The sequence below is a fragment of the Bacillus sp. LJBV19 genome (genome assembly GCF_017797845.1).
Taxonomy (GTDB): domain Bacteria; phylum Bacillota; class Bacilli; order Bacillales; family Bacillaceae; genus Bacillus; species Bacillus velezensis.
In genome coordinates, this window is sequence record NZ_CP072563.1 from 345,504 (window position 1) to 360,922 (window position 15,419).

Annotated in this window: 3 protein-coding genes; all 3 read left to right on the forward strand. The window is 51.9% G+C overall.

Annotation, left to right across the window (positions count from 1 at the left end; genetic code table 11):
• Positions 1-5 precede the first annotated feature (5 nt).
• The 3 genes from srfAB to srfAD are packed head-to-tail and all read left to right on the forward strand — an operon-like array spanning position 6 to position 15,388.
• A complete protein-coding gene (gene srfAB, locus J6600_RS19475; protein ID WP_209387869.1) occupies positions 6-10,766 on the forward strand; it encodes a surfactin non-ribosomal peptide synthetase SrfAB in 10,761 nt (3,586 codons plus the stop codon).
• 34 nt (positions 10,767-10,800) lie between these two features.
• The gene (gene srfAC, locus J6600_RS01785; RefSeq protein WP_209387870.1) at positions 10,801-14,637 is read left to right on the forward strand and encodes a surfactin non-ribosomal peptide synthetase SrfAC; all 3,837 of its coding nucleotides are present in this window, start codon (positions 10,801-10,803) and stop codon (positions 14,635-14,637) included.
• Positions 14,638-14,656: 19 nt separating this feature from the next.
• Positions 14,657-15,388 carry a surfactin biosynthesis thioesterase SrfAD gene (gene srfAD, locus J6600_RS01790; RefSeq protein ID WP_103527162.1) on the forward strand — a complete coding sequence of 244 codons (732 nt, stop codon included), beginning with the start codon at positions 14,657-14,659 and terminating at the stop codon, positions 15,386-15,388.
• The last annotated feature ends 31 nt before the right edge of the window (positions 15,389-15,419 follow it).

The following is a 15,419-nucleotide window of genomic DNA, read 5'->3' on the forward strand; positions in this document are numbered from 1 at the left end:
GACATATGAGCAAAAAATCAATTCAAAAGGTGTATGCACTCACACCGATGCAGGAGGGAATGCTGTATCATGCGCTGCTTGATCCGCATTCTTCCTCCTACTTCACACAATTAGAGCTTAGGATCCACGGAAGCTTTCAGCTGGAGCTTTTTGAAAAAAGCGTCAATGAGCTGATCCGGACATATGACATCCTGCGTACGGTATTCGTGCACCAGCAGCTTCAAAAACCGCGCCAAGTCGTATTGGCGGAGCGGAAGACGAAGGTGCACTATGAAGATATCAGTCAATTAGATGAAGCGCGCCAAACCGAATATATTGAACGCTATAAACGCAGCGTGCAGCAGCAGGGCTTTCATCTGGCGAAGGATATTCTCTTTAAAGCGGCGGTGTTCAGACTCAGTGAGAAGGAGCTGTATCTCGTCTGGAGCAATCATCATATCGTCATGGACGGCTGGAGTATGGGCGTTTTGATGAAAAGCCTGTTTCACAACTATGAAGCGCTTCGTGCCGGCCGGCCCGCCGGGGGAAGCCAGGGCAAACCTTACTCTGACTATATCAAATGGCTCGGAGGCCGGGATTATGAGGAGGCGGAACAATATTGGAGCAGCCGCCTGGCGGATTTCGAACAGCCGAGCCTGCTCCCGGGCCGTCTGGCAGCAGAAAAGAAAGACTACCAAAATGAAGAATATTCTTTTGTCTGGGATGAAGAGCTGGTCGCGCAGATTCAGCAGACCGCCAACCGGCATCAAGTCACGGGGCCTAACCTGTTTCAGGCCGTTTGGGGTGCGGTGCTCAGCAAATACAACTATACAGACGATGTGGTGTTCGGCACCGTCGTATCAGGCCGTCCTTCAGAAATCAACGGCATTGAAACGATGGCGGGGCTGTTCATCAATACGATTCCCGTCAGAATCAAGATTGACAAAGATGCAGCCTTTTCGGACGTGATGGCGGCAGTTCAGAAAAACGCCGTGGAAGCCGAGCGCTATGATTATGTGCCGCTCTATGACATTCAAAAGCGCTCCGCCCTGGACGGCAGCCTCTTAAATCATTTGGTCGCGTTTGAAAACTATCCGCTGGACAAAGAGCTGGAAAACGGGGGCATGGAGGAAAGACTGGGCTTTTCCATTAAAGTTGAACATGCTTTTGAGCAGACGAGCTTTGATTTCAATCTTATCGTGTATCCGGGAAAAACGTGGACTGTCAAAATCAAATACAACGGAGCGGCTTTCGCCCATGATGCCATCGAACGAACGGCGCACCATCTGACCCGCATGATGAAAGCCGCGGTCGGAACGCCTGACGCGCCTGTGCGGGAACTCGGCCTTGTTTCAGGCAAAGAAGAGCGGCAGATTGTTGAGGTATTCAATGATACGAAAACGGCGCTTCCGGAAGAGGAGGCCGTTCACCGTTTGTTTGAAGCACAGGCAAACCGGACGCCTGCAAGCAGCGCAATAAAAGAAGCGGGACGCGAATGGACCTACCGTGAAGTGAACGAAGCGGCCAACCGCCTGGCGAGACGCCTTGTGAAGAGCGGGCTGGAAAAAGGCCGGACCGCCGCTATTATGAACGACCGGTCTGCGGAAACCGTTATAGGAATGCTTGCCGTCCTAAAAGCAGGCGGCGCATATGTGCCGATTGATCCGGCTTTTCCGGAGGACCGTCTCCGCTTTATGGCGGAAGACAGCTCGATTCGGCTCGTGCTGACGGTTCAGGCATATCAAGAACAAGCGGGCGCATTGCAAGTCCCGGTCGTCATGCTGGATGAAAGCGCGGATGAAACGGTAAGCGGAACAGACTTGAATCTTCCGGCCGGCGGCAACGACTTGGCGTATATCATGTATACATCCGGATCGACCGGCAAACCGAAAGGCGTCATGATTGAACACAGAAATATCATCAGGCTCGTCAAACATTCGAATTACGTGCCGGTTCATGAAGAAGACCGGATGGCGCAAACGGGAGCCGTCAGCTTTGATGCCGGAACCTTCGAAGTCTTCGGCGCATTGCTGAACGGAGCGTCATTGCACCCGGTGAAAAAAGAGACGCTGCTTGACGCCGGACAATTCGCCCAATTTCTGAAAGAGCAGCGGATCACGACCATGTGGCTGACGTCTCCGCTGTTTAATCAGCTTGCCCAAAAGGATGCCGGCATGTTTAACACGCTCCGGCACCTCATCATCGGCGGTGATGCGCTTGTGCCGCATATCGTCAGCAAAGTGAGGAAGGCATCACCGGAGCTGTCGCTTTGGAACGGCTACGGGCCGACGGAGAATACGACGTTTTCGACGAGTTTTCTCATTGATCAGGACTACGACGGCTCGATCCCGATCGGGAAGCCGATCGGAAATTCCACTGCGTACATTATGGATGAAAACCGCAACCTCCAGCCGATCGGCGCGCCCGGTGAGCTGTGCGTCGGCGGAAGCGGAGTGGCAAGAGGCTATGTGAATCTGCCTGAATTAACGGAGAAGCAGTTTGTACGCGATCCGTTCAGACCGGATGAAATGATATACCGGACGGGGGACTTGGCGAAGTGGCTTCCGGACGGCACGATCGAGTTTCTCGGCAGAATTGACAACCAAGTAAAGGTCCGCGGTTTCAGAATCGAGCTCGGCGAAATCGAGGCGAAAATCAGCCAGGCGGAGAATGTGACGGAATCTGCGGCTGTGATCCGGAAAAATAAAGCGGATGAAAATGAAATCTGCGCTTACTTTACCGCAGACCAAGCCCTTTCGCCGGAAGACCTGCGCAAAACGCTTTCGGAATCACTTCCGGAATACATGATTCCGGCGCACTTCATCCAGATGAATCAGTTTCCGCTGACGGCGAACGGAAAGATTGATAAAAAAGCGCTGCCTGAGCCTCAGGCTGAAGCCGTTCCAAAAGAATACGTAGCGCCGAAAACGGAAGCGGAGCAGAAACTCGCGGACATTTGGGAAGGCATTCTCGGTGTAAAAGCGGGTGTGACTGACAATTTCTTCACGATTGGCGGACATTCTTTAAAAGCCATGATGATGACCGCTAAAATTCAGGAGCACTTTCAAAAAGAAGTGCCGATTAAAGTGTTATTTGAAAAGCCGACCATTCAGGAGCTTGCGCATTATTTGCAGCATGAGAGCGAGGAGGAGCAGCAGTTTGAACCGATCCGACAAGCGCCTTATCAGAAGCATTATCCTGTTTCCTCAGCACAGCGCAGGATGTATATCCTTAATCAGCTCGGACAGGCCAGCACGAGCTACAACGTCCCTGCTGTACTTCTGCTGGAAGGATCAGTAGACAAAAAGCGTCTTGAGGAGGCCATGCAGGCATTAATCAACCGTCATGAGACACTGCGTACGTCGTTTGACATGGCAGATGGAGAAGTCGTGCAGACCATTCATAAAAATGTGTCGTTTGAGCTTGAAACCGCCGAGGGCCGGGAAGAAGATGCAGAAGAGCTGACAAAAGCCTTTATCAGACCGTTTGCGCTCAACCGGGCGCCGCTTGTCCGTTCGAAGCTGATCCGGCTTGAAGAAGACCGGCATCTTCTGCTGATTGACATGCACCACATTATTACGGACGGAAGCTCAATGGGCATTTTCATCGGTGATCTTGCGAAGCTTTATCAAGGCACGGAGCTTGCGCTGCCAAAGATTCATTATAAGGATTTTTCAGTCTGGCAGCGTGAAAAAGCAAATCTCGATCAGCACGAAGCCTACTGGCTAGATACGTTCAAAGGCGATCTGCCGGTGCTGGATCTGCCGCTTGATTTCCCGCGTCCTGCCGAGCGCAGTTTTGAAGGGGAACGCGTCATCTTCGGGCTTGATAAACAGGTGACGGCGCAGATTAAGAAGCTGCTGGCTGATACGGATACGACGATGTACATGTTCTTGTTAGCCGCTTTTCAAGTGCTGCTGTCCAAATATTCGGGGCAGGAAGACATCGTAGTCGGGTCTCCGGCGGCCGGAAGACAGCATCCTGATCTCCAAGACGTGCCGGGCATGTTTGTCAACACAGTTGCGCTTCGGTCGCATCCTGCCGGCAAAAAAACGTTCAAACAATTTCTGGATGAGGTGAAAACAGCGAGCCTTCAAGCTTTTGAGCATCAAAGCTATCCGCTTGAAGAATTAATTGAAAAACTGCCGTTAACGAGGGACACAAGCCGGAGTCCGCTGTTCAGCGTGTTATTTAATATGCAGAACATGGAGATCCCGGCCCTGCGGCTCGGAGATTTGGAGATTTCTTCATACTCCATGCATCATCATGTCGCTAAATTTGATCTTTCCTTAGAAGCGGCTGAGCGCGGAGAAGAGGTCGGATTGAGCTTTGATTACGCGAAAGCCTTATTTGCGGACGAAACCATCCGCCGCTGGAGCGCTCATTTTGTCAACCTGATTAAAGCCTGCGCTGAAAATCCGGATATTCAGCTGGCCGACGCAAGCCTGCTGTCCGCTCCTGAACGGGAAGCGCTCCTTTCTGATGAAAAACGTACGGAAGCGGATCTGCCTGAGGGCACTTTTGTTTCGGTGTTTGAACGGCAAGCGCAAAAAACGCCTGATCTCACGGCGGTTGCGGGCGGAATAAGTCTGACATATCGTGAGCTTGATGAACGCTCGAACCGGTTTGCCCGCCACCTTCAGTCTTGCGGAACGGGCAGTGAGGACATCGTGGCCATTATGATGGATCGTTCGGCCGACTTGATTACCGCGATTCTCGGCGTCATGAAAGCCGGAGCGGCATTTCTCCCGATTGATCCGGAGACTCCTGAAGAGAGAATCCGCTACTCTCTCGAAGACAGCGGAACGAAGCTTCTGGTCGTCAATGAGAGAAACATGACCGCGGCCGCCGTTTATAAAGGAAAAACGGTCGTAATGGAAGACGGAGAATGGCAGAACGAAAGCGCCGGCCGGCTTGAAACGAATCCCGGCGCCGACCAGCTTGCCTATATCATTTATACTTCGGGAACAACGGGCAAACCGAAAGGCGTCCAGCTGGAGCACCGCAATCTAATCAATTATGTCACATGGTTCAGCCGTGAAGCCGGTTTGACTGAAGCTGACAAATCTGTGCTGCTGTCTTCTTACGCATTTGATCTCGGCTATACGGCTATATTCCCGATTCTTCAGGCGGGCGGAGAGCTGCACATTGTGCCGAAAGAGACGTACACCGCGCCTGATCAGCTTGGTGAGTATATACAGAAAAACGGCATTACGTATATGAAATTGACGCCGTCATTGTTCCATATGATCGTCAATACAGCCCGTTTTACGTCAGAACGCCGTTTCAGCCCGCTTCGTTTAGTGGTGCTCGGCGGAGAAAAGATCATCACGTCCGATGTCCGCAAGTTTCATGACGTATACGCCCATACCGACTTCATCAATCACTACGGGCCGACGGAAACGACGATCGGCGCCATTGCCGGACGGATCAATATGGAGCGCCTTGATCAATATGAGCAGCGTCCCGTCATCGGCCGCCCGATCGCGAATACCGGCGCGCTTGTATTGGACGGAGCAATGCAGCTCGTGCCTCCGGGCGCAAGCGGCGAGCTTTATATTACCGGAAAGGGGCTTGCCAGAGGATATCTTCACCGTCCGCAGCTGACGGCGGAGAAATTTCTCTCAAATCCTTTTTCACCGGACAGCCTCATGTACAAAACGGGAGATGTCGTCCGCAGGCTTCCTGACGGGACGATTGAATTTATCGGCCGTGCGGATGATCAGGTGAAAATCCGGGGCTACCGCATTGAATTAAAAGAGGTTGAAACCGTGCTGTTAAGCGTAAACGGCATTCAGGAGGCGGTCGTTCTCGCAGTCAGCGAAGGCGGGCTGCCGGAACTGTGCGCGTACTATAAAGCCGACAGTGAGCTGAAAGGCTCTGAGCTTCGCAAACGGCTTTCCGAAACACTGCCGTCTCATATGCTCCCGGCTTATTTCGTGCAGGTAGACCGCATTCCGCTCACAGCAAACGGAAAAACCGATAAAAACGCCCTCCCGAAACCGGGCGTCAGCCAAACGGCGCAAACAGCTTCAGCCTTGCCGGAAACGGAATTGGAGGAAAAGCTGTGCCGCATTTGGAAACAGACACTCGGTACGGATACGCTCGGCATCGACGATAATTTCTTCGATTATGGCGGGCACTCTTTAAAAGGCATGATGCTCCTCGCCAATATTCAGGCTGAACTGGACAAAACGGTTCCGTTAAAAGCGCTGTTCGAACAGCCGACTGTCCGCCTGTTTGCCGCATATATCGAAAAATCAGCGGTATCTGAGGGGTATCGGATGATCACGCCGGCCGACAGTGCAGACGCGTACCCGTTATCATCCGCCCAAAAACGGATGTACGTCCTGAACCAGCTTGACCGGGAGACAATCAGTTATAATATGCCGTCCGTTCTTCTGATGGAAGGAGAAGTCAATATTTCAAGGCTTCAGGAAGCGCTCAATCAGATGATCAATCGCCACGAGTCTTTGCGGACGTCCTTTATCGATCAAAACGGCCGCCCGATGCAGCAGATCGCAGAACAGGCTGACATCGACCTGCACATCTTTGAAGCAGCGGACGAGGAGAAAGCGGATCTCATCATTCAGGCATTCATTAAGCCGTTTGATCTGAGCGCGGCTCCGCTCATTCGAGCCGCTCTTGTCAGACTGAATGAAAAGAAACACCTGCTGCTGCTGGATATGCATCATATTATTGCCGACGGCGTGTCCAGAAGCATGCTGGTCAAAGAGCTCGCTCATCTTTACAAAGGCGGAAGCCTGCCGTCGCCGAACCTGCACTATAAAGACTTCGCCGTCTGGCAGAATGAACCTGAGCAGGCCGAACGGATGAAAGACCATGAGCGTTATTGGCTCTCCGCATTTTCCGGCGAGCTTCCTGAATTGAATCTGCCGACCGATTTCCCCCGTCCGCCGGTTCAAAGTTTTAAAGGACAATCCGTCCGTTTCAGAGCGGGGCGTGAAACGGAAAAAGCGGTGCGTGAATTAATGGAATCATCAGGAGCGACTCTTCATATGGTGCTTCACGCCGCGTTCCATGTCTTTTTGAGCAAAATCACGGGACAGCGCGATATCATTATCGGTTCGGTGACCGCCGGAAGAACGAGCGCCGAAGTTCAGGAAATGCCGGGGATGTTTGTCAATACGCTTGCGCTTCGCAATGAAACGCGCAAAGAGCAAACCTTCGCCGGGCTGCTCGAACAGGTGAAACAAACCAATCTCGACGCGCTGGCGCATCAGGATTATCCGTTTGAGGATCTGATCGGAAAGCTTGACCTGCCGAGAGATATGAGCCGAAATCCGTTGTTCCAGGTGATGGTGACGACAGAAGATCCGGATAAAGAAACACTGGAACTGGAGAACCTGCGCATCACTCCGTATGAGTCGAACCAAGGCACGGCGAAATTCGATCTGACACTCGGCGGGTTTACGGATCAAGAAGGCCTCGGCCTTCAGTTTGAATATGCGACTGATTTGTTTAAAAAAGAAACAATTGAAAAGTGGAGCGCCGGGTTCCTGCGGATTCTGAAGCAAGTGGCAGAAAGTCCGGACAGAAAGCTGCCTGAGCTTTCACTGATCAGCGATGCTGAAAAACAAGCCCTCCTTGACGCATGGAAAGGAAAAACAATTTCTGTGCCGCGGGACAAAACGGTTCACCGTCTCTTTGAAGAAACGGCCGCCCGCCACGCGAACCGGCCGGCCGCGGCATACAACGGCGCAAAATGGACGTACGGCGAGCTGAACGCAAGGGCGAACCGGATCGCGCGCATTCTCATGGACTGCGGCGTCACGGCTGACGAGCGTGTCGGCATCCTGACGAAACCGTCCTTGGAAATGGCCGCGGGCGTACTCGGCGTCCTGAAAGCGGGCGCGGCATTTGTGCCGATTGACCCCGACTACCCGGAAGAGCGGATCAGCTACATTCTGCAGGACAGCGGCGCGAAGCTTCTTCTCACACAGGAAGCGCTGGGCGTGCCGGACAGCTACAAAGGAGAAACGATCCTGCTTGACGGCGGACGCTCCATTCTGAGCCTGCCGCTTGATGAAAATGATGAAGCGAACCCGCAGACGGAAACAACGGCGGATCATCTCGCTTATATGATTTACACGTCAGGAACGACCGGACAGCCGAAAGGTGTCATGGTCGAACACCATGCGCTGGTGAACCTGTGCTTCTGGCATCACGACGCATTCGCCATGACGGCGGATGATAAAAGCGCCAAATACGCGGGCTTCGGTTTTGACGCCTCCATCTGGGAGATGTTCCCGACATGGACCATCGGCGCGGAACTTCACGTCATTGACGAAGCGATCCGGCTGGATATCACCCGCTTAAATCACTATTTCGAAGAGCACGGCGTGACCATCACCTTCCTGCCTACGCAGCTCGCCGAACAATTTATGGAGCTGGAAAATACCTCTCTCCGCATGCTTCTCGTCGGCGGCGATAAGCTAAAGCGGGCGGTGAAACAGCCGTACACGATCGTCAACAACTACGGCCCGACGGAAAACACCGTCGTCGCGACAAGCGGCGTCATCAATCCGGAGGAAGGGTCGCTTTCGATCGGACGGGCGATTGCCAATACGAGAGCTTATATTCTCGGCGACGGCGATCAGGTGCAGCCGGAAGGCATTGCCGGTGAATTATGCGTGGCAGGCCGCGGACTTGCGCGCGGATACCTGAACCGTGAAGAAGAAACGGCGAAGCGGTTTACCGCCGATCCGTTCGTGCCCGGCGAGCGCATGTACCGGACCGGCGACCTCGTCAAATGGAACGCGCAGTGCGGCATCGAATACATCGGGCGTATCGACCAGCAGGTCAAAGTGCGGGGCTACCGGATCGAGCTTTCAGAAATCGAAGTCCGCCTCGCCCAGCTTGCGGACGTTCATGACGCAGCGGTGACGGCGGTGGAAGACAAAGCGGGCAATACCGCGCTTTGCGCCTATGTCGCGCCTCAGCAGGACGATATTGAAGCGCTCAAAGCCGCGCTGAAAGACACGCTGCCTGACTACATGGTGCCGGCGTTCTGGGTGGAGATGGACGAGCTTCCGGTCACCGCAAACGGCAAGATTGACAAAAAAGCCTTGCCGGCGCCTGACATTGAAGCGGGAAGCGCCGCGTACAAAGCGCCGGAAACGGAGATGGAGACGCTGCTTTCCGACATTTGGCAGGAAGTGCTCGGTCTTGACCAGATCGGCGTAAGCGATAATTTCTTCACGCTCGGCGGCGACTCGATCAAAGGCATCCAAATGGCGAGCCGCCTGAACCAGCACGGGTATAAATTGGAGATGAAAGACCTCTTCCAGCACCCGACCATCGAAGAACTCGTCTCTTATGTGGAGCGGACGGAAGGAAAGCAGGCCGACCAGGGCCCTGTCGAAGGTGAAGCGGACTTAACGCCGATCCAGCGCTGGTTCTTTGAGAAAAACTTCACGGACAAACACCACTGGAATCAATCCGTCATGCTTCATGCAAAAGACGGCTTTGATCCGGACCTGGTGGAAAAAACCCTGCAAGCATTGATTGAACACCATGATGCGCTCCGCATGGTGTACCGTGAAGAAAGGGAAGGCATCATTCAGACATACCTCCCTGTCACAGAATGCAAGGCAAGCTTTGACATCGTTGATCTGTACGGAACTGACGAGGATATGCTGAAAAGCCAGATTCAGCGGCTTGCCGATCATCTTCAGGGAAGTCTTGATCTGGAGAACGGCCCGCTGTTAAAAGCGGAGCAATACCGGACAGAACAAGGCGATCATCTGTTAATCGCGGTTCACCATCTCGTCGTGGACGGGGTTTCATGGCGAATTCTGCTTGAGGATTTCGCTTCAGGTTATAAACAGGCGCAGCAGCAAAACAGCATCGTCCTCCCGCAAAAAACCCACTCCTTTAAAGATTGGGCGGGGGCGCTGAACACATTTGCGCAATCAGAAGAGCTGAAAAAGCAGGCGGATTATTGGGCTCAGGCAGATGCGGAAGAACTCCGGCCGCTGCCGAAAGACCATGATCCGAACAAACGGCTCGTCAAACATACGGCGGCCGTGAAATGTGAATTAACTGAGGAAGAAACGGCACAGCTGCTTACAGATGTTCATCATCCGTACGGAACGGAAATCAACGACATTCTGCTCAGCGCGCTCGGCTTAACGATCGGTGAATGGACGGAAAACGGCAAAGTCGGCATCAACTTAGAAGGACACGGCCGGGAAGAAATCATACCGAATGTCAATATTTCACGGACGGTCGGCTGGTTTACGGCCCAATATCCTTTGATTCTGCAAATCAGCAAGGAAGACGGCGTCTCTTCCGTCATTAAAACGGTAAAAGAGACGGTGCGGCGCGTTCCTGATAAAGGTGTAGGATACGGGATTCTCCGGTATCTGTCATCCGATGAAACAGAACAAGGCGCCGCGCCTGAAATCAGTTTTAACTACTTAGGGCAGTTTGACAATGAAGTGAAAACGGAATGGTTTGAGCCGTCTCCATATGATATGGGACGTCAAGTCAGCGAAGAATCAGAGGCGTTATACGCACTGAGCTTCAGCGGGATGGTTACAGGCGGCCGCTTCGTCATTTCCTGCTCATACAATCAGGAAGAATATGAAAGAAGCACCGTCGAAACACAGATGCAGCGGTTTAAAGACAATCTCTTAATGATCATCCGCCATTGCACGGCCAAAGAAGAGAAAGAATTTACGCCGAGCGATTTCAGCGCGCAGGATCTTGAAATGGATGAAATGGGAGACATCTTTGACATGCTTGAGGAGAATTTAACGTGACAAAAACAGATCACAGAAGGGGGGAGCGGAGCAGATGAGCCAATTCAGCAAAGATCAGGTTCAGGACATGTATTATTTGTCGCCGATGCAGGAGGGAATGCTGTTTCATACTCTCCTGAATCCCGGCCAAAGCTTTTATATCGAACAAATGACAATGAAAGTAAAAGGCAGCTTGAATATCAAATGCCTTGAAGAAAGCATGAATGTGATCATGGACCGGTACGATGTATTTCGTACCGTGTTCATTCACGAAAAAGTAAAAAGGCCGGTCCAAGTCGTATTGAAAAAACGGCAGTTTCAGATAGAAGAAATCGATCTGACACATGTAACGGACAGCGAGCAAACAGCCAAAATCAATGAATACAAAGAACAGGATAAGATCAAGGGCTTTGATTTGACGCGGGATATTCCGATGCGGGCAGCCATTTTCAAAAAAGCGGAAGAAAGCTTTGAATGGGTGTGGAGCTACCACCACATCATTTTGGACGGCTGGTGCTTCGGCATCGTCGTGCAGGATCTGTTTAAGGTATACAATGCCCTGCGCGAACAAAAGCCGTACAGCCTGCCGCCAGTCAAACCGTATAAAGACTATATCAAGTGGCTTGAAAAGCAGGATAAACAAGCATCACTGCATTACTGGCGCGGGTACTTAGAAGATTTTGAAGGACAAACGACATTTGCGGAGCAAAGAAAGAAACAAAAGGACGGCTACGATCCGAAAGAGCTGCTCTTCTCACTGCCGGAGGAGGAAACAAAAGCATTTACCGAGCTTGCAAAATCGCAGCATACCACTTTGAGTACGGCGCTGCAGGCGGTTTGGAGTGTATTAATCAGCCGCTACCAGCAGTCCGGCGATTTGATCTTCGGCACAGTCGTTTCCGGGCGCCCCGCAGAAATCAAAGGCGTTGAACATATGGTCGGGCTGTTTATCAATGCTGTTCCGAGGCGGGTGAAGCTGTCTGGGGATACCACATTTAACGGCTTGCTCAAGCAGCTGCAGGAGCAATCGCTGCAGTCTGAGCCGCATCAATATGTGCCGCTCTATGACATCCAAAGCCAGGCCGATCAGCCAAAGCTGATTGACCACATCATTGTGTTTGAAAATTATCCGCTTCAGGATGCAAAAAATGAAGAGAACAGTGAAAACGGCTTTGATATGGAGGATGTACACGTTTTTGAGAAATCGAATTATGATCTCAACCTGATGGCTTCTCCAGGTGATGAGATGCTGATTAAGCTTGCCTATAACGGGAATGTGTTTGATGAGGCGTTTATCCTGCGCTTAAAATCTCAGCTTCTCACAGCGATTCAGCAGCTCATCCAGAAGCCGGATCAGCCTGTCAATACGATCAGACTTGTTGATGAAAAGGAAAGAGAGCTTCTGCTTACCGGCTTAAACCCGCCGGCTCAGACTCATCAGGCGAAGCCTCTGACGGATTGGTTCAAGGAAGCGGTGAATGTAAATCCTGATGCGCCGGCGCTTACGTATTCCGGCCAGACTCTTTCCTATCGTGAATTAGATGAGGAAGCGAACCGTCTTGCGCGCCGTTTGCAAAAGCAAGGTGCGGGCAAAGGCTCCGTTGTCGCGTTGTACACGAAGCGCTCGCTTGAACTGGTGATCGGCATTCTCGGCGTATTAAAAGCAGGAGCGGCTTATCTGCCGGTTGATCCGAAGCTGCCGGAAGACCGAATCTCGTACATGCTGGCTGACAGTGCGGCAGCCTGTCTGCTGACACATCAGGAGATGAAAGAAAAAGCGGCTCAGCTGCCGTATACAGGAACAACACTTATCATCGATGATCGGGCACGGTTTGAGGAACAGGCAAGCGATCCTGCAGCCGCAGTTGATCCCGATGATCCTGCGTATATTATGTATACGTCCGGCACAACCGGAAAGCCGAAGGGCAATATCACCACTCATGCCAATATTCAAGGATTGGTCAAGCATGTAGATTACATGGCATTTTCTGAAAAAGATACGTTCTTATCTGTTTCCAATTACGCCTTTGACGCATTTACCTTTGATTTCTACGCATCAATACTGAATGCGGCACGGCTCATTATCGCAGATGAACATACACTGCTTGATACAGAACGGCTCACTGATCTGATCCGGCAGGAGAATGTCAATGTCATGTTTGCGACAACCGCACTTTTTAATCTTCTCACCGATGCGGGAGAGGAGTGGCTGAAGGGGCTTCGCTGTGTGTTATTCGGGGGTGAGCGCGCGTCAGTGCCTCACGTCAGAAAGGCGCTTGAGATCATGGGGCCTGGCAAGCTGATTAATTGCTACGGGCCGACTGAGGGCACGGTGTTTGCGACAGCTCACGTCGTGCACGACATACCGGATTCCATTTCCTCATTGCCGATCGGAAAGCCGATCAGCAATGCCAGTGTTTATATTCTGAACGGGCAAAATCAGCTTCAGCCATTTGGGGCTGTCGGTGAACTGTGCATCAGCGGAATGGGTGTATCAAAAGGGTATCTGAACCGTCATGACCTGACGAAGCAAACGTTTATCCCAAATCCGTTCAAGCCGGGAGAAACGCTTTACCGCACAGGGGATTTAGCACGCTGGCTGCCGGATGGAACAATTGAATACGCCGGGCGTATTGACGACCAGGTCAAAATACGCGGACACCGGATTGAGCTTGAAGAAATCGAAAAGCAGCTGCAGGAATACCCGGGTGTGAAAGATGCGGTCGTTGTTGCAGACCGCCATGAGTCCGGAGATGCATCAATCAATGCCTACCTCGTGAACCGGACGCCGCTTTCAGCTGATGACGTAAAGAGGCACTTGAAAAAACAGCTTCCTGCTTACATGGTGCCGCAAACCTTTACTTTCTTAGAGGAGCTTCCGTTAACGACAAACGGGAAGGTCAATAAACGGCAGCTGCCGAAACCGGATCAGGCTCAGGCGGCGAAAGAATGGATCGGGCCTCGAAACGCGACGGAAGAAACGATTGCGCGCATCTGGTCCGACATCCTCGGCAGACAGCAGATTGGGATTCATGATGATTTCTTCGCGCTCGGAGGACATTCCTTAAAAGCGATGACGGCAGCGTCGCGCATTAAAAAAGAGCTCGGTGCTGATATCCCGGTGCAGCTGTTGTTCGAAGCGACGACAATCGCAGACATTGCCGGTTATCTGCTTCACGGTGAAGAAAAAGGAATGAAAGATCTCACCATCATGAATAAAAATCAGTCTGACACACTGTTTGCGTTCCCGCCGGTTCTCGGTTACGGGCTGATGTACCAGCCGCTGGCAAAACAGCTGTCCGGCTATAAAATCTGTGCGTTTGATTTTATCGAGGAAGACAACCGCATCGAACGCTACACAGAGCTGATCAATCAGCTCCAGCCGGAAGGACCGGTCAAGATGTTCGGATACTCGGCAGGCTGCACGCTCGCCTTTGAAACGGCCAAACGGCTTGAAGCCGGGGGCCGTGAAGTGGAGCGGCTGATCATGGTCGATTCCTATAAAAAACAAGGCGTCAGCGACTTGGAAGGCCGCACCGTAGAAAGTGATGTCCAGGCGCTGATGAAGGTAAACCGGGACAATGAAGCGCTGAATAACGAAGCCGTCAAAGAAGGTCTCGCCAAAAAAACAAACGCGTTTTATTCTTATTTCGTGCATACCGTAAGCACCGGCACGGTTAATGCGGATATAGATCTATTAACGTCAGAACCGGACTTTGCGATGCCGCCGTGGCTCGCTGCGTGGGAGGAAGCCACGACAGGTGAATACCGTGTGAAAAAAGGCTGCGGCACGCACGCAGAAATGCTTCAGGGAGAATGTCTCGAAAGGAATGCGGCATATTTGCTCGAATTCCTAAGGAAGGAACATCTGAAGCTGACAACTTCACGATAGAAAAGGAGGAAGCCCGCCAATGGTCCAGCTCTTTAAATCGTTCGATACCACGGAAAAAACGCAGCTTATCTGTTTTCCGTTCGCAGGAGGCTATTCCGCATCATTCCGCCCGCTCCACACCTATCTTCAAGGTGAGTGTGAGATGCTTGCCGCGGAACCGCCGGGACACGGAACAAATCAAATGTCCCCCGTTGAGGATTTTGAACAGCTTGTCAGTTTATACAAGCAGGAGTTGAATCTCCATCCTGACCGCCCGTTTGTGCTGTTCGGCCACAGTATGGGAGGCATGGTCGCTTTCAGGCTGGCGCAAAAGCTGGAGCGGGAGGGCATTTACCCGCAGGCCGTGATCATCTCAGCCATTCAGCCGCCGCATGTGGAAAGGAAAAAAGTGTCTCATCTTGATGATGAAAAATTTCTCGCCCATATTATCGAGCTTGGCGGAATGCCGCAGGAGTTAGTGGAGAATAAGGAGGTCATGTCATTTTTCCTGCCTTCTTTCAGATCCGACTACCGCGCGCTTGAAAGCTTCCGTCCGTCTGATTCTCACATGATTCAATCACCCGTCCATATTTTTAACGGGCGGAAGGATAAAAAATGTATCAAAGATGCGGACGGATGGAAAAAATGGGCCGGCAATCCCGTATTTCATGAGTTTTCGGACGGCCACATGTTCATATTAAGTGAAACTGAAAAAGTGGCGGAACGAATTTATGAGATTATTAACAGGAGCACTGCAGGCCAATTGTTATAGGATATGACAGACAGCATTCGCTGTCTGTTTT

Bases quoted from the DNA above. Each gene is read 5' to 3' on its own strand.
- srfAB (WP_209387869.1), top strand. From the start codon at position 6: ATGAGCAAAAAATCAATTCAAAAGGTGTATGCACTCACACCGATGCAG.
- srfAC (WP_209387870.1), top strand. From the start codon at position 10,801: ATGAGCCAATTCAGCAAAGATCAGGTTCAGGACATGTATTATTTGTCG.
- srfAD (WP_103527162.1), top strand. From the start codon at position 14,657: ATGGTCCAGCTCTTTAAATCGTTCGATACCACGGAAAAAACGCAGCTT.